This is a genomic window from Catenovulum sp. SX2, assembly GCF_052056295.1.
Classification (GTDB): domain Bacteria; phylum Pseudomonadota; class Gammaproteobacteria; order Enterobacterales; family Alteromonadaceae; genus Catenovulum.
The window spans coordinates 2,324,567-2,339,659 of record NZ_CP182493.1 but is presented as its reverse complement, the minus strand read 5'-3'; the positions used below and the strand labels follow the sequence as shown (position 1 = coordinate 2,339,659).

The following is a 15,093-nucleotide window of genomic DNA, read 5'->3' as shown; positions in this document are numbered from 1 at the left end:
TACGTACATCTACGCATATACAGCCAACTTGCTCGCCTGTTAAACTGCAGCTAAGTTAGTAGAAAAAGTTGATTATGCACTCAAGGCAAAAAATTCGCCACACAAGGCGTACTTATAACAAGTTGGTTGCCAACGAAATGATGGAAGATTTTGCGCTGCGTTTTACCGCAAAACGCGCACGCAAATGGTCATCCATGTGGATAGCCAATACCGCACTCGGCATAGTCTCGTTTTTAGTATTAGAAGCCATAGGTGGCGCGATTACCTTAAACTATGGTTTTATCAATTCAGCTTGGGCAATTATCGCCGTTGTTGCTGTGGTTTTTTTTAGCGGTTTGCCTATTAGTTATTATGCGGCCAAATACGGCGTAGATATTGATCTGCTCAGTCGTGGCGCAGGTTTTGGTTATATAGGTTCAACCATAGCCTCGCTAATTTACGCCTCCTTTACCTTTATCTTTTTTGCACTTGAAGCTGCTGTTATGTCAATGGCACTCAAACTCCTGTTTGATTTGCCTTTAGCAGTAGGTTATGTGATCAGCGCACTAATCGTTTTGCCCTTGGTTACCCATGGTATTACCAACATCAGCCGCTTTCAGGTATGGACTCAGCCAATTTGGATCATTCTGCAAATCGTCCCACTTATTTATGTATTTAATCATCCTGACAGTAAATTAGACGAATGGTTTGAATTTAGTGGTTATGCAGGTGAAGACGGCGCTGCTTTTAATCCATTGTTATTTGGTGCAGCTTCAGCCATTTTATTATCGCTTGTTGCGCAAATTGGTGAGCAGGTCGATTTTTTACGCTTTTTACCAGAAAAGCCACAAAAACAAGCTTGGCGCTGGTGGACTGCGCTGGTACTAGCAGGTCCAGGCTGGATGATATTTGGTGCAGCTAAACTCTTTTTGGGCTCTTTTTTAGCTTGGCTTGCGCTGAAACAAGGGATTCCGGCAGATGTTGCGGACGATCCTGCGCATATGTATCAAGTCGCCTTTGGTTATGTTATTGATAACTCGACCATAGCAGTTGTTTTAGCCGCATCTTTTGTGGTGATTTCACAACTGAAAATTAATGTTGCCAACGCTTATGCAGGCTCGCTTGCTTGGTCGAATTTCTTTTCACGAGTTACCCATAACCACCCGGGGCGAGTCGTCTGGATGTTTTTTAATGTTGCTATCGCCCTGCTGTTAATGGAGCTTGGTATTTATCAAACCATTGAAAGCATGCTGCAAGTCTATTCTGTCTTAGTTCTTGCTTGGTTAAGCTCAGTAGTTGCAGATTTAATTGTTAATAAACCGCTAGGTCTAAGCCCTAAACATATAGAGTTTAAGCGTTCACATTTATACGACATTAACCCCGTTGGTGTCGGCTCTATGTTGATCGCCTCTTGTGTTGGTTTTACTGGTCATTTTGGTTGGTATGGTATTTGGGTTGAAGCTTATGCTTCTTACCTCGCCTTCTTCTTACCATTGATAACAGCACCACTTATTGCGATTGTAACTCGCAGCAAATATTACTTATTGCCAAATCGCGACTTTAATATCACTCAGCCAACCAAATGCCATATTTGTGAAAATACCTTTGATGCAGAAGATATGACCCACTGCCCCGCCTACGGTAAACATATATGCTCTTTATGTTGTAGTTTAGATGTTCGCTGTGGCGACCAATGCCGCGAAGACGCCACCTTATTTGCCCAAGCGCAGCACTTTTTCCAACGAATTTTAACCCGCCAACAGCTAAAAACCTTAAGCTCACCAACTATGCAGTTTGTTGGTGTCACACTAACCTTAAGTTTAATTGGCGCTGGTATTTTATTTTTGATTTATCTGCAAGTACCTGATTCAGATATTCAACTGAAAACCGTGTTTGGCGCAACCTTAGTTAAAATATTCTTCTTATTGCTAATCATTATTGGTGTTGTCAGTTGGTTATTTATCTTAGCGCGCAGCAGTAATCGCTTAGCTTTGTTAGAACTTCGCAGCCAAACCAAAGCATTAGCGCATGAAATAGAAGCACATGAAAAAACCTATCAAGCTTTGCAACAAGCCAAAGAAGCAGCAGAGTCCGCCAACCAAGCCAAAACCCGTTATCTAACAGGCTTGAGCCACGAACTGCGCACACCACTCAATGTATTATTGGGTTATGCACAGCTGCTTAGCCAAGATAAAGCTATCCCAGATAAACAGCGCGAATCTATCGGTATCTTAAAACGCAGCGGTGAACATTTAGCGGATTTAATTGAAGGTCTATTAGAAATCTCCAAAATTGAAGCAGGGCGTATGCACTTGCAGCGTGATGAAGTGCAAATCAAGCCATTTCTGAATCAGCTCGCTGATATGTTTAAGCTGCAGGCAAATAACAAAGGGTTAGTTTTTACTTTTGAGTGCAGCAACAATTTGCCCGAAGTGGTCGCAACCGATAAACAAAGATTTAGACAAATTTTAATCAACCTATTATCCAATGCGATTAAATTCACCCAACAAGGGACTATTCAATTTAAAGTATCTTACCGCAACCAAGTCGCCCATTTTGAAGTGTCGGATACAGGTATGGGCATTTCCCCAACTGATTTACAGCAAATTTTTAAACCTTTTGAACGGGTTAAAAATAGCCAAACACAAGCTATTAGTGGTACAGGGCTTGGTTTAACTATTTCGCAGTCATTGGCACAATTGATGGGTGGTGAAATTGCGGTAAGCAGTAAGCTGGGGCAAGGCAGTACTTTCAAACTGAGTTTGATGTTAGCCAAAGTGGATAGCAGCAATAAAGAAACAGATTTCCAAAAAGCCAAAGCCATTGCTTATGAAGGGCAAAATAAATCTATCTTAGTGGTAGAAGACGATGCCAATCAGCGCCGCTTGATGGCAGATTTTTTAAGTCCACTCGGCTTTAATTTACAAATGGCAGAAAAGCCATCTCAAGCCCTAGCTATTCTTGAACAAAATCATATCGATTTGATTTTGTTAGACGTGACTATGCCAGAAATGAATGGCTGGCAACTTGCGCGTATTTTGCGTGAGAAAAAATACGTGATGCCAATTATTATGGTGTCAGCCAATGCTCGCGACACAGACACAGAGCAAGATGCTGGTTACCACGACGACTACATGGCCAAACCGATTAACACTGACGTATTGCTACAAAAAATTGGTCAACAGCTTGATTTAGAATGGATGTATCAATTTATCAATGAAGAGACAAGTAACCCGACAACAAAAACAGCTGACAATAATAACCAGCAAGCTGTCACACTTGCTCAGTACCAAAGCCTATTAGCGTTGGCTGAAATTGGCTACCTTTCTGGCTTTAAAGACAAGTTGGATGAAATAAAACAAACACATGCTTTTGCTGACGATACCTTAGTTAAAATAACTGAGCTACTGCAAGGCTGCCATTTTTCCCAAATATGCCAGTACTTAAAAACATTAATTGGTGAACAGTCTGATGAATAATATTGTGTTAGTAGTAGATGATTCGCCAGAATCATTAGGAATGTTAAACGTTGCACTCAACACCGCAGGGTACACAGCTTTAGTCGCGCTGAACGGTTTACAAGCACTAAATATTGCCGAGAAAATGGAACCTGACATTATTTTAATGGACGCAATAATGCCGGAGTTAGATGGTTTTGAAACCTGCAAACGTTTTAAACAAGCTTTCCCACATATACCGGTTATTTTTATGACTGGACTAACAGATTCAGAGGATGTGGTTAAAGGTTTTGAAGCCGGTGGTGTTGATTATGTCACTAAACCTATATCGACCGATGAAGTACTGATACGGATTAAAACCCATTTAAATACAGCTAGGCTAACCTTAAGTGCCCATACTGCACTTGATCATGCAGGTAAAAATGTATTCTGTGTAAACCCACAAGGTGAACTATCTTGGGCAACACCACAAGTATATGAGTTAATGGAGCAAGCTTACAAAGGCATTTCCTCTCCTTGGAGCCAAATACGGCCAGAACTACAACTATGGTTAGCTCAGGGTGATAAACAAACAGCGTTAAACTTAACCGAATCAAATCCACAGTTACAAATAGTGTATGAACGCCAGCAAGATGGCTTGCATCTATTGCGCTTGAGCAAACAAAGAATTAAACGCAGTGCACTAGATTTAAAAGAAAACTTGCCTATAACCAAACGCGAAGCTGAAGTTTTATATTGGCTGTCGCACGCTAAGTCAAATTGGGAAATTTCACAAATCCTCGAAATGAGCCCAAGAACAGTTAATAAACACTTAGAACAAATCTTTAAAAAATTAGATGTTGATAACCGTACCGCTGCAGCAACTATTTCTATTCGCATTTTGGAGAGCGAATCCTAACAGTCTCTACTAAAAAAACAGGCAAAAAAAAGCCGCCTACAGCATAACTACAGGCGGCATACAAGGGAGATACAACAGGAACACACTTTAAATTCATAATAATAGACTGTGCGATTTCGGCTAAGTTCAATAAAAACTAAAATAAATTCAAAATTTTTTTAAATTTATTTTTCTCCTCCTTGTTACAATACCAACTGATTTAATCCACATCGGCATTCACAAGGAAATTTGTGTTAAAAAACAATTCTCTAACTAATTCTGGATTCAGCTTAGCTTTTATTGCCGTAGCAATGTTTTCGAGCAAATCTATTTTTATCAAACTTGCTTATGAATATGGCGTCGACACCACCACATTAATGACCTGGCGTATGCTGCTGGCCATGCCGTTTTATTTATACATGTTGCACTTAGTGTTAAAACAACCAATGCGCCAACCGCTATCACGCGATTCAATCATTAGCATTATTATTTTAGGTTTAATGGGTTATTACGCCGCGAGTTGGTTAGATTTATACGCACTAAATTTTATTACCGCACATTACGAGCGCATAGTCTTGTACACCTACCCTGCGTTTGTGTTGATTATTAATGCCTTATGGCAAAAGCGACCAATCAAATTAGTTGAACTGGCCAGTTTAACCATAGCTTATGCAGGTTTACTGCTGATTTTTTATTATGACTTATCTAATTTAGGTGAAGCTGTGATCACAGGTACTTTGTTGGTGCTTGCCAGTAGTTTAAGTTTTTCGTTTTATGTGGTCGGTAGCCAGAAATATAGTGGTAAATATGGCAGTAAGTTTTTTACCTGTATTGCTATGTTGGCCGCAACTGTCGCCATTGTGATTCACTTCTTTTTGACCCATAACCCAAGTGACCTGCTGCAGCCACTGCCGGTATTACTATATGCAGCGGCCATTGCGATTATCGCAACTGTCATTCCATCATTTTTGATGAATGCTGCAATTGAAAAAATAGGCGCGAACAATGCGTCTATTTCTGGCAGCTTAGGTCCAGTATTAACCACAATATTTTCAATTGTTTTATTGAATGAAGTTTTTACCCTAGTACATGCTTTAGGCATGGCTTTGGTTATTGCCGGTATTTATTATCTGTCAAAAAAACATAAATCTTAATTTAATTTAGCAGTGTAACTAGCTACAATAAAAACAATTCATTCGAGACGATAAAGATTATGATCAACGCGAAAAAATTAGAAGAAATAGCCCATCAAATTAGTGAGTCTATGCCAAGTGGTATCAAACAATTTGCTGGTGAGATGGAAGAAAAAACTAAACAAGTTTTACAAAGTAAATTAGCTCAGCTTGATTTAGTTACCCGCGAAGAGTTTGATGTGCAAACTCGAGTATTAATGCGTACACGCGAAAAGCTTGCTGATTTAGAACAAAAAATGGCTGAATTAGAAGCTAAGTTAGCCGACTCAAATAAAAGTGAATAGCCTTAGTTAATTCACCATGACTTTGCCACCGTCTGCGCATTTAATCTTCCCTTTCTGCTGCAGAATCGCCTATCTAACGGTGGCAAATTAATCGCTTTATTCGAAACCTTCCGTTTAACACCCCAGAAAAATGTGAAATAGATCACACTTTCTAGCTATTTCTGACTAAAATAAATGCACTAAATTGGAATTCACGCAATACTGAAAACCCAAGACATAATATGTCAAAGAAAAAGGAAACATCATGGATATTTTGTTTGAATACGTTTTTACCACTCAATTTGCACTATTCGTTTTTGTAATAGTTACCCTTAAATCATCAATTAAATTTGTCCCGCAGAACCGCGCCTGGATAGTTGAACGTTTTGGTAAATACCAATCAACTAAAGAAGCAGGTATCAACTTTATTATCCCGTTTGTTGATAAAATTTCAGCAGACCGTTCACTTAAAGAACAAGCTTTTGATGTACCTAGCCAAGCGGCTATTACTAAAGACAATATCTCACTAACGGTAGATGGTGTTTTATATTTCCGTGTGCTTGACCCGTACAAAGCAACTTATGGTGTGGAAGATTACGTATTTGCCGTAACCCAGTTAGCCCAAACCACAATGCGTTCGGAAATAGGTAAAATTGATTTAGACAAGACCTTTGAAGAGCGTGACATGCTTAACGCCAAGATAGTCCAGTCAATCAATGAAGCAGCTGATTCTTGGGGTGTGGCCGTTTTGCGCTACGAGATTAAAGATATTACTCCACCTTCTACTATTATGGATTCGATGGAATCGCAGATGAAGGCAGAGCGTGAGCGTCGAGCAAAAATTTTAGAGTCAGAAGGTGAAAAACAAGCTGCAATTAATATCGCTGAAGGTGAAAAACAGGCGCGTGTTTTAGCTGCAGAAGCTGAGAAGCAAGAGCAAGTATTAAAAGCTGAAGGTGAAGCAAAAGCCATTATCGCAGTTGCCGATGCACAAGCTGAAGCACTTGCAGTAGTGGGTAAAGCGGCAGCCACAGAAGAAGGTCAAAAAGCTATTCAGCTTGATCTTGCTACTAGAGCAATTGAGGCTAAACAAGCTATTGCTAAAGAATCTAGCGTAGTTTTATTGCCAGATAGCTCAACAGACGCAGCATCAATTGTCGCGCAAGCAACCACTATTATTAATAGCTTAAACCAAGGGCAAAGAGCATGATTGAATCTTTAACCCCTTATATCCCACAGTTACTGATTGCCACAGGTATTATCCTGCTGGCAATTGAGGTAGCAATTTTAGGTTTTGCGACTTTTATATTGTTTTTTGTTGGTATATCTATGGTGATATCCGGCAGCTTAATTTGGTTAGGCATTTTACCTGATACATTAACCTCAATTTTATTAAGCAACGCGATTATCAGTGCATTATTGGCGATAGCTTTGTGGAAACCACTAAAAAATCTGCAAGGACAAAGCGAAATCAAACAGGTAAAGAGCGATTTTGACGGTGTGCGTTTTTTTAGTGAACAAGCCATTGATAATAAAGGTCTAACCACACACAAATATTCAGGAATTGAATGGAAAGTCAAAAGCGAATCTCCAATAGCTGCAGGTAATGAAGTAGAAGTAGTTAAAGTTGAGGTTGGCACTTTATGGGTTAAAGCAATTTAATTCGTAATCAAGAAAAACCTCAATAAACAAACGGTTGATTGTTCCTAGCTAAGCTAAGGAGTAACATATCAACCGTTTTTCATTTGTATTTAAGGTCATCATATGCAAGATATTTCCTGGTTAGCTTGGTTACCAGAGCAAGGTGTTGCTTATACCGCATCTCGTATTGGCGTAATCTTTTTATTAGTTGCTGCAGTTGGCTTGCTCACTTTTAAAATAATCAGCCCACTCATCAGTACCGCGATCCGCAAAACTCGTTTGGAATGGGATGACTTGTTACTCAAAAACAAATTTTTAAATCGAATTTTGTGGTGTGTGCCTATTATTGTGGTTGAAAAAAGTACCCACTCATTATTTGATTTTACTGACTCGCAACACGATGTATTTAATCAGTTTATTAGCATTACTCTAACTATTCTAATCGCCTCAGTTATTTTAAGTATTATTCATACAATTCGCGATATTTTTGACCGGAGCGAAACCTTACGTACATTACCAATTGATAATGTTCGCCAGCTAGCTGTGTTAACCGTTTATATAGTGACAGTGATTTTTATTGTTTCTATCACCTTTGATAAATCACCTCTGGCACTATTAACCGGTATTTCAGCCGCAATGGCCTTAGTCTTATTGATTTTTAAAGATGTGATCTTAGGTTTTGTTGCTGGTGTGCAGTTATCACTGAATCGCTTAGTTCGTGTTGGTGATTGGATAGTCTATACACCCGGTGGTGCAGACGGCACTGTGATTTCTGTTGGTTTAACCGTAGTTAAGGTACGTAATTTTGATAATACGATAACCTCAGTACCGGTTTACGATTTAGTATCAAACAGTTTTACTAACTGGCGTGGCATGCAGGAAACTGGCGCACGCAGGATGAAACGCGCTTTATATATTGACCAAAACTCAGTTCGACATATTACTCAAGAAGATTTCGATAAACTAACACAACATCCTCTGCTGCAAGAGTATTTACAACAGAAACTCGAAGATGGTGCAACGGTTGCAAGCTCAGACAATTTACCGGATAAACGCACTTTATCTAATTTAGGTACTTTCCGCGCGTATGTTGAACGTTATTTAAATGCTAAAAAAGAAATACGTAGCGATATGTTAATTATGTGTCGGCAACTTGCAGCAACCGAAAATGGTTTACCACTTGAAGTATATTGTTTTACCGAAGTTGAATGGAAAAAATACGAAGCAATTCAAGCCGATGTGATCGATCATCTATTATGTGCCGCCGATTATTTTGGTTTACGTATTTATCAATTTGGTCAGGGAAAATAGATTTCAGCTAGCATTCTCACAAGCATAATCAGGACAAGAAAACTCAATATAAATATACAGGCTAGTTTGAAACATAATTTTTCAAACTAGCATGCCAAGCCATTTTGTTGCTGATGATTAGTATGACAACTAATCCCAGCTAGCACACAAGAATAGAATTATTGATATAAAGCCAGTTGGGCAATACGTTGGTCAATAATAGCTTCTAACTGCTTATACTCAGCTGATTCGGTATTACCAAAACTCTGATTAAATGCTTTTTCAGCTAGGCCCTCGGGTAAATCATCAATAGATGGGAAAAACTCAGTTTCAGCTAAATTACCAGTTAACCTTTGCTGCGCTAATTCAGGTTGTTCTAAAACAAATTGAGCAAATTTAATGCCCGCTTTATCCGCGGCTAAATCTGCAAAACTGAAACCCGAACCACCTTTATCCATGTCCATCAACTCTTTTAGTTCACCCACTTTTAAGCCCATATTGGCTTGTACTAAACGTTCAAGGGCTGCCGAGAATAAAAAGTGTAATTTTAAATCGCCACGCCGCATTAAAGTTAATCTATCTCCGCCAAACTGATTAAGCAGCTCACGTGGTAGTGATAAGAAATGACCAAATTTACGATTACCAAAAGCAATAACCAACGCCCATAAAGCCGCTTGATTTTCTGCCGATGCATCCTCAAACTCGCTGCGCAGCGAGGCTAAATAAAATACATTACCTAGATAAAAAGATAACGACTGCGCTTGATTACCTGGGTTGTTGAGTTTGTACAAAGATTGGATTTCTTTTAGATAAATCTCAACCGTTGCAGGCTCGAAGCCTGATAAACCGGTAAAACCATTAACTACGTGATTTTTCGATTTATTCTGAATAGCAGTCAATACCTGTTGTTTAAGTCCATCTTGGATCAGCAAATCAATGGCGATATTTTCATCATCTAGTTCAACAGCTGTGACCATAGACAAAACAGTCTCCGCGAGCTTTTCATCAAACAATTGTTGAAGTAAAAAGGTATACGCAGGTTTTATCATCCATTTGGGCAATTTAATCTTACCTAAATCACAATAGTCGAGTGACAGCATGTTTTTGCGTGTTTCCGACGGCAATAACATACAATGAAAATTAATATATTGGGTGGTATAAGGAGTGTTTATCTCAGTGGTCGCGACAAAATTAACACCTTGTTTAGATAAAAATGCGCGAGCTTTGGTTGAAGGCACAGTGTAAGAAACTATCGCCATCATGGCGTCAATATCTGATTGATGGAACTGGAAATATGCAGGCCCCACAGTATTATTGAGCTCTTTAGCTATACGCTGCAAAGACTGGCGCGCTTGTGAGACTCGCTCTGCCGATATTTGTTGTGTTTGGCTAACAAGCGGGCGATCTGCTCGAATTAAATACACAGACACGGCTATGCCAACTAAGCTTAGTATCAATAACCAAACAATTAATTTAAATAAATAACCTAGATACTTCATGGGTATGCGCTATATCCTGTATTAGCTTGTCCGCGTGTGGCGCTGTTATTCTTTTACTCTGGCTATATACTAGAAAATTCGAATAAACTTTGCACTTTATATCCGTAAATATTTTATAAATGAAAGATTTAATCAGCATATTTTTAACTTTTTTCCGTTTGGGCTGTATCGCATTTGGTGGTCCGGCAGCACATTTAGCTTTATTCAAACAGACCTTTGTTGATGAAAGGCGCTGGTTATCGGCAGATAGTTATGCCCAAATGATGGCTATCGCACAGTTTATGCCTGGTCCTGCCAGCAGCCAAGTTGGTATCTGTTTAGGCATGCATAGGGCCGGACAGTTAGGCGGTTTTGCCGCTTGGTTAGGTTTTACCCTGCCAACAGCCATTTTGTTAGTGTTAGCCGCGTTTGGATTAACTCAGTGGCAAACGGAAAATTTAACTGGTGTGATAACTGGCTTAAAACTAGCAACCGCCGCAATTGTTTTACATGCGTGTTATAGCATGACTAAACAGTTTTGTACCTCTAAGCTTACCTGGTTGTTATTAATCGCCAGCAGTTGTGTGATGATTTTATTCGATCACTTTTTGCTGCAATTTTTGGTGATTGTAGCAGCTGCACTATGTGCTATGTTTTTTGCCCCAGCACCTGAAAAATCAAATACGCCAGTGCAACTTGATATTTCGCGCACATTAGCAGTTAGTAGTTTATTACTGCTGTTGGCTTTGTTAGTAGTACTGCCCATTGTTAGCCAGAATAGTTCAAATTCATCGCTTATGCTGTTCGACAGCTTTTATCGAATTGGTGCCAGTGTATTTGGTGGTGGTCATGTGGTATTGCCTATGCTTGAAAATGAAGTTGTGGCAAATGGCTGGGTCAGTTTAGATGACTTCTTGGCTGGTTATGGTGTTACTCAAGCTATGCCTGGGCCTATTTTTACTTTTGCTGCTTTTTTAGGTGGCGTAAATCAATTAGATATACCCGTGTTAGTTGGCGCAGGCATATCGCTCATTGCAATATTTTTACCTTCTTTCTTATTAATTAACTGCTGTTTTTATTTTTGGCAAAACATAGCGGCTAATCAAGCTGTGCAAAAAGCTTTGCTCGGCATTAATGCCAGTGTTGTTGGTTTTTTAGTTGCCGCTTTTTACCAGCCTATTTTAACCAATGCGATAGATGAATATTGGCAAATTGCGCTGGTGCTAGCCTTGGCTGTAGTGTTGCAGCTAAAATGGTTACCCGCTTGGTTGTTGGTAGTCGCCAGCGGATTAATCACTGGCCTTTTGTTATAGACGTGGTTGGCAACTAGGGCAATAAGCGCTCGCTCTTTGCCCTATCACCATAGTTTCAATAATGCTGCCACAACTTTTACATTTTTCACCGCTGCGACCATACACCAGCAGTTCTTGAGCAAAATACCCAGGTTTACCATCTGCTTTAGCAAAATCTTTTAAGGTTGTGCCACCTTGTTTAATTGCACGTGCGAGCACAAGTTTAATTTCATCAACTAACTTAGCACATTGTGCTTGAGTTAGTTTATTCGCTGGGGTTTGTGGATGTATTGCCGATTTAAACAAGGATTCCGTGGCGTAAATATTACCTACACCCACAACCACTTTGTTATCCATAATGCAGTTTTTAATCGCTACCTGACGTTTTTGCGTCCATTTATACAGCTGCTGTTGATTAAAATCACCAGATAAAGGTTCAGGGCCTAACTTAGCCAACCAAAGATCAAGCTCGCTTTTTTCGTCAAACATGAGTACTGCACCAAATCGGCGCGGGTCGTTTAAACGCAATGCTTGACCTGTAGTCAAAACGATTTCGAAGTGATCATGTTTCTGTTTTGCTATGCTTTTATCAACAACACAAAGCTTGCCAGACATACCTAAATGTAACAGTACATAACTTTGCTCTATTTGCACAATTAGATATTTGGCTCGGCGGCTAACAGATTTGATAGTTAATCCGGCCAATGACTTAAGTTCATCTTTAATTGGCCAGCGTAACTGCTTGTGATAAATATTAATCTGGTGAATTTTTTGCCCTTGCAACATGGGGCCAACGCCCATACGGGTCACTTCTACTTCTGGTAATTCAGGCATAACTTAATCTTCTCAACCTACAATAACTGCGAGTATATCAAATCATTCACCTTGTTGGCGCCAACAAAAAACCACATAAAAGATAACATTTCAGCAACCTTGATAATTTTGGTGCAACCTTGGCACCAAGGTGGTGCCTGAGCTATTTTTAACCGCACCAAATATGCGCAACAAATTGTTAAACAGTTCACAGTTTATTTCAAGCCATTGTTTTAATTAAACTTTTAAACTTTGGCACAAGGATTGTAAGTAGGACAAAGCCATTTCAATAAACATACTTAGGAGCATATCGCTATGAAACTGGTAAGTGCGATCATCAAACCATTCAAACTGGATGACGTCCGTGAAGCCATTTCTGAAATCGGTATCGAAGGTTTAACTGTTACCGAAGTCAAAGGGTTTGGTCGTCAAAAAGGTCATACTGAATTATATCGTGGTGCGGAATATCAAGTAGATTTCCTACCTAAAGTTAAATTAGAAATTGCCACACAAGATGACAATGTTGAGCGCTTAATTGAAGCAATCAGCGGCGCAGCTAAAACTGGCAAAATCGGTGACGGTAAAATATTCGTTTACGACTTAGAACAATGTATTCGAATCCGTACTGGTGAAACTGGCGATTCAGCCATCTAATTATCCTTTTTTAATAAATTTTAAAACTATTTAGGAGACTACAATGGAAAACAACGTATTTCACTTGCAGTACGCAATGGATACTTTCTATTTCCTAGTCTGCGGTGCATTGGTAATGTGGATGGCCGCGGGTTTTGCAATGTTAGAAGCGGGTCTAGTACGCGCTAAAAACACAACTGAAATCTTGACTAAGAACGTCGCGTTATTTGCGATCTCTTGTATCATGTACTTAGTATCTGGTTACGCAATCATGTACGGCGGCGAATACTTCTTAACAGGTATTCAAGACGTAGACGTAGCAGCTACTTTAGGTGACTTCGCTGCACGTGAAGACGGTTTTGAAGGTGGATCAATTTACTCAGGTGCTTCTGATTTCTTCTTCCAAGTTGTTTTCGTAGCTACAGCAATGTCAATCGTTTCTGGTGCAGTTGCTGAGCGTATGAAGCTTTGGGCTTTCTTAGCTTTCGCAGTTGTTATGACTGGTTTCATCTACCCAATGGAAGGTAGCTGGACTTGGGGCGGTAACGAAGTATTCGGTATGTTCGGTTTAGGCGATTTCTCTGACTTCGCTGGTTCTGGTATCGTTCATATGGCGGGTGCTGCAGCAGCTTTAGCAGGTGTTTTACTTTTAGGTGCACGTAAAGGTAAATACACAGCTGACGGTCGCGTAAACGCAATCCCGGGTTGTAACTTACCAATGGCTACTTTAGGTACTTTCATCTTATGGATGGGCTGGTTCGGTTTCAACGGCGGTTCTGTTCTTAAATTAGGTGATATCGCAAACGCTAACTCAGTTGCAATGGTATTCTTAAATACTAACGCAGCAGCAGCTGGTGGTGTTGTAGCAGCATTAATTACAGCTCGTATCTTATTCAAGAAAGCTGATTTAACTATGGCATTAAACGGTGCATTAGCAGGTTTAGTTGCTATCACTGCAGAGCCTTCTACCCCTAGCGCATTAGAAGCAACTATCTTCGGTGCAATCGGTGGTGTATTAGTTGTATTCTCAATCATTGGTTTAGATAAACTTAAAATCGACGATCCAGTTGGTGCTATCTCTGTCCACGGTGTTGTAGGTTTATTAGGTTTATTATTAGTACCAGTTACAAATGACGGTGCTAACTTCGGTGACCAATTGTTCGGTGCAATCGTTATCTTTGTATGGGTATTTGCAGCATCATTCATTACTTGGATTATCATCAAAACAGTTATCGGTTTACGTGTAACTGAAGAAGAAGAGTATGAAGGTGTTGATATCGCTGAATGTGGTATCGAAGCTTACCCAGAGTTCACTAAGTCTGCTAAATAATTTAGCCCTTAGTTAGAATATCCTTACCCAATGTAAAAAGCCGCTGTAGGATACAGCGGCTTTTTTGTTTTTATGCAGCATAAAAAAGTTATTTTTTTACCCGTAAAAATGGGCTTTGTTTAAGCATAAAAATATAATTATCAACAACACTCTCTGCCATTTCCTCTAAGCTAAAAGCTTCAGGCATAAATAACCAGTTGTTCATCAATCCGGCAAAATAACCATGTTTAATTAACGCAGCTTTTTTAGTGTCTAAGTCTTGAGGTAATTGACCTTTATTGACCGCATTTTTTAAACCACGCTCAATTCTGTCAGTGCATTCACAAAAGGCTTGTTGCTGCCTTAGTTCTAGTTCAGGCACTGAGCCATTCATTTCAAATCTATGGAATAAGATAGTAAAAACCCGGCGCTTTTGTTCATCGTGAAACACATCTTTTAAAAACTTGATGGAAAATTCGCGCATCTTGTTCAAGGGATCAAATTCATTGTCGTCGGCAGGTTCTTCAGCTAATGCATCCAGTGGAGTACGTACACGCTCAACCATAGCCTCAAACAGATCAACCTTGTTTTTAAAATGCCAATAAATAGCCCCACGCGTCATACCACAGTGGTTAGCAACATCCATTAGCGTTGTTTGTGCATAACCTTTTGTATAAAAAACGTCTTCTGCGGCGTCCAATAATTGGTTACGGGTTGCCAGCGTTTCTTCTTTTGTTTTTCTAACCATAGTTGTACCACCCCTACTTTGTTCGCCTAGCCTAACTCAAAATCTGCACTATCTGCTAAGGTTATCTATATTAGCTGCAGCAATTGTTGGTCAACGAATCGAAAATAACGGTTGAAATT

13 protein-coding genes are annotated in these 15,093 nt (G+C 39.6%); 10 read left to right on the top strand and 3 right to left on the bottom strand.

Annotation, left to right across the window (positions count from 1 at the left end; translation table 11 throughout):
- Nucleotides 1-74: 74 nt before the first annotated feature.
- From ACMZOO_RS09760 to ACMZOO_RS09730, 7 genes are all read left to right on the top strand, one after another.
- The gene (locus ACMZOO_RS09760; RefSeq protein ID WP_440903174.1) at nt 75-3,458 is read left to right on the top strand and encodes a hybrid sensor histidine kinase/response regulator; all 3,384 of its coding nucleotides are present in this window, start codon (nt 75-77) and stop codon (nt 3,456-3,458) included.
- Nucleotides 3,451-4,335, top strand: coding sequence for a response regulator (locus ACMZOO_RS09755; RefSeq protein ID WP_440903173.1), 885 nt, complete (start codon nt 3,451-3,453; stop codon nt 4,333-4,335). The genes ACMZOO_RS09760 and ACMZOO_RS09755 overlap by 8 nt, the downstream gene beginning before the upstream one ends.
- A gap of 230 nt (nt 4,336-4,565) precedes the next feature.
- Entirely contained in the window at nt 4,566-5,468 is a 903-nt protein-coding gene (locus ACMZOO_RS09750) for a DMT family transporter (protein WP_440903172.1), read from the top strand.
- A 59-nt stretch (nt 5,469-5,527) separates the two neighbouring features.
- A complete protein-coding gene (ubiK, locus tag ACMZOO_RS09745; RefSeq protein WP_440903171.1) occupies nt 5,528-5,791 on the top strand; it encodes a ubiquinone biosynthesis accessory factor UbiK in 264 nt (87 codons plus the stop codon).
- A 244-nt stretch (nt 5,792-6,035) separates the two neighbouring features.
- Nucleotides 6,036-6,980, top strand: coding sequence for an SPFH domain-containing protein (locus ACMZOO_RS09740; RefSeq protein ID WP_440903170.1), 945 nt, complete (start codon nt 6,036-6,038; stop codon nt 6,978-6,980).
- Nucleotides 6,977-7,432, top strand: coding sequence for an NfeD family protein (locus tag ACMZOO_RS09735; protein ID WP_440903169.1), 456 nt, complete (start codon nt 6,977-6,979; stop codon nt 7,430-7,432). The genes ACMZOO_RS09740 and ACMZOO_RS09735 overlap by 4 nt, the downstream gene beginning before the upstream one ends.
- Before the next feature lie 102 nt (nt 7,433-7,534).
- The gene (locus ACMZOO_RS09730; RefSeq protein WP_440903168.1) at nt 7,535-8,722 is read left to right on the top strand and encodes a mechanosensitive ion channel family protein; all 1,188 of its coding nucleotides are present in this window, start codon (nt 7,535-7,537) and stop codon (nt 8,720-8,722) included.
- Nucleotides 8,723-8,880: 158 nt separating this feature from the next.
- Here the strand turns inward: ACMZOO_RS09730 and ACMZOO_RS09725 are convergent, their stop codons facing one another.
- The gene (locus tag ACMZOO_RS09725; RefSeq protein WP_440903167.1) at nt 8,881-10,200 is read right to left on the bottom strand and encodes a hypothetical protein; all 1,320 of its coding nucleotides are present in this window, start codon (nt 10,198-10,200) and stop codon (nt 8,881-8,883) included.
- A 119-nt stretch (nt 10,201-10,319) separates the two neighbouring features.
- Between ACMZOO_RS09725 and chrA the strand changes: the two genes are divergently transcribed.
- Nucleotides 10,320-11,492, top strand: a complete 1,173-nt coding sequence (gene chrA / locus ACMZOO_RS09720) for a chromate efflux transporter (protein WP_440903166.1) — start codon at nt 10,320-10,322, stop codon at nt 11,490-11,492.
- Here the strand turns inward: chrA and mutM are convergent.
- A complete protein-coding gene (mutM, locus tag ACMZOO_RS09715; RefSeq protein ID WP_440903165.1) occupies nt 11,487-12,305 on the bottom strand; it encodes a bifunctional DNA-formamidopyrimidine glycosylase/DNA-(apurinic or apyrimidinic site) lyase in 819 nt (272 codons plus the stop codon). The two genes, chrA and mutM, sit on opposite strands and share 6 nt — an antisense overlap.
- 294 nt (nt 12,306-12,599) lie before the next feature.
- On the opposite strand from mutM, the gene glnK reads away from it, so the two are divergent.
- Nucleotides 12,600-12,938: a P-II family nitrogen regulator gene (gene glnK / locus ACMZOO_RS09710; protein ID WP_016956947.1), complete on the top strand. Its 339-nt coding sequence runs from the start codon at nt 12,600-12,602 to the stop codon at nt 12,936-12,938.
- A 43-nt stretch (nt 12,939-12,981) separates the two neighbouring features.
- Nucleotides 12,982-14,247, top strand: coding sequence for an ammonium transporter (locus ACMZOO_RS09705; protein WP_440903164.1), 1,266 nt, complete (start codon nt 12,982-12,984; stop codon nt 14,245-14,247).
- 88 nt (nt 14,248-14,335) lie between these two features.
- Here the strand turns inward: ACMZOO_RS09705 and ACMZOO_RS09700 are convergent, their stop codons facing one another.
- Nucleotides 14,336-14,974 carry a TetR family transcriptional regulator gene (locus ACMZOO_RS09700; protein WP_440903163.1) on the bottom strand — a complete coding sequence of 213 codons (639 nt, stop codon included), beginning with the start codon at nt 14,972-14,974 and terminating at the stop codon, nt 14,336-14,338.
- Between the last annotated feature and the right edge of the window lie 119 nt (nt 14,975-15,093).

What these genes read in the sequence shown, in the direction of transcription:
- ACMZOO_RS09730 (WP_440903168.1), top strand. Translation starts at nt 7,535, where the DNA reads ATGCAAGATATTTCCTGGTTAGCTTGGTTACCAGAGCAAGGTGTTGCT.
- glnK (WP_016956947.1), top strand. Translation starts at nt 12,600, where the DNA reads ATGAAACTGGTAAGTGCGATCATCAAACCATTCAAACTGGATGACGTC.
- ACMZOO_RS09760 (WP_440903174.1), top strand. Translation starts at nt 75, where the DNA reads ATGCACTCAAGGCAAAAAATTCGCCACACAAGGCGTACTTATAACAAG.
- mutM (WP_440903165.1), bottom strand. Translation starts at nt 12,305, where the DNA reads ATGCCTGAATTACCAGAAGTAGAAGTGACCCGTATGGGCGTTGGCCCC.
- ACMZOO_RS09740 (WP_440903170.1), top strand. Translation starts at nt 6,036, where the DNA reads ATGGATATTTTGTTTGAATACGTTTTTACCACTCAATTTGCACTATTC.
- ACMZOO_RS09735 (WP_440903169.1), top strand. Translation starts at nt 6,977, where the DNA reads ATGATTGAATCTTTAACCCCTTATATCCCACAGTTACTGATTGCCACA.
- ubiK (WP_440903171.1), top strand. Translation starts at nt 5,528, where the DNA reads ATGATCAACGCGAAAAAATTAGAAGAAATAGCCCATCAAATTAGTGAG.
- ACMZOO_RS09725 (WP_440903167.1), bottom strand. Translation starts at nt 10,200, where the DNA reads ATGAAGTATCTAGGTTATTTATTTAAATTAATTGTTTGGTTATTGATA.
- ACMZOO_RS09755 (WP_440903173.1), top strand. Translation starts at nt 3,451, where the DNA reads ATGAATAATATTGTGTTAGTAGTAGATGATTCGCCAGAATCATTAGGA.
- chrA (WP_440903166.1), top strand. Translation starts at nt 10,320, where the DNA reads ATGAAAGATTTAATCAGCATATTTTTAACTTTTTTCCGTTTGGGCTGT.
- ACMZOO_RS09700 (WP_440903163.1), bottom strand. Translation starts at nt 14,974, where the DNA reads ATGGTTAGAAAAACAAAAGAAGAAACGCTGGCAACCCGTAACCAATTA.
- ACMZOO_RS09705 (WP_440903164.1), top strand. Translation starts at nt 12,982, where the DNA reads ATGGAAAACAACGTATTTCACTTGCAGTACGCAATGGATACTTTCTAT.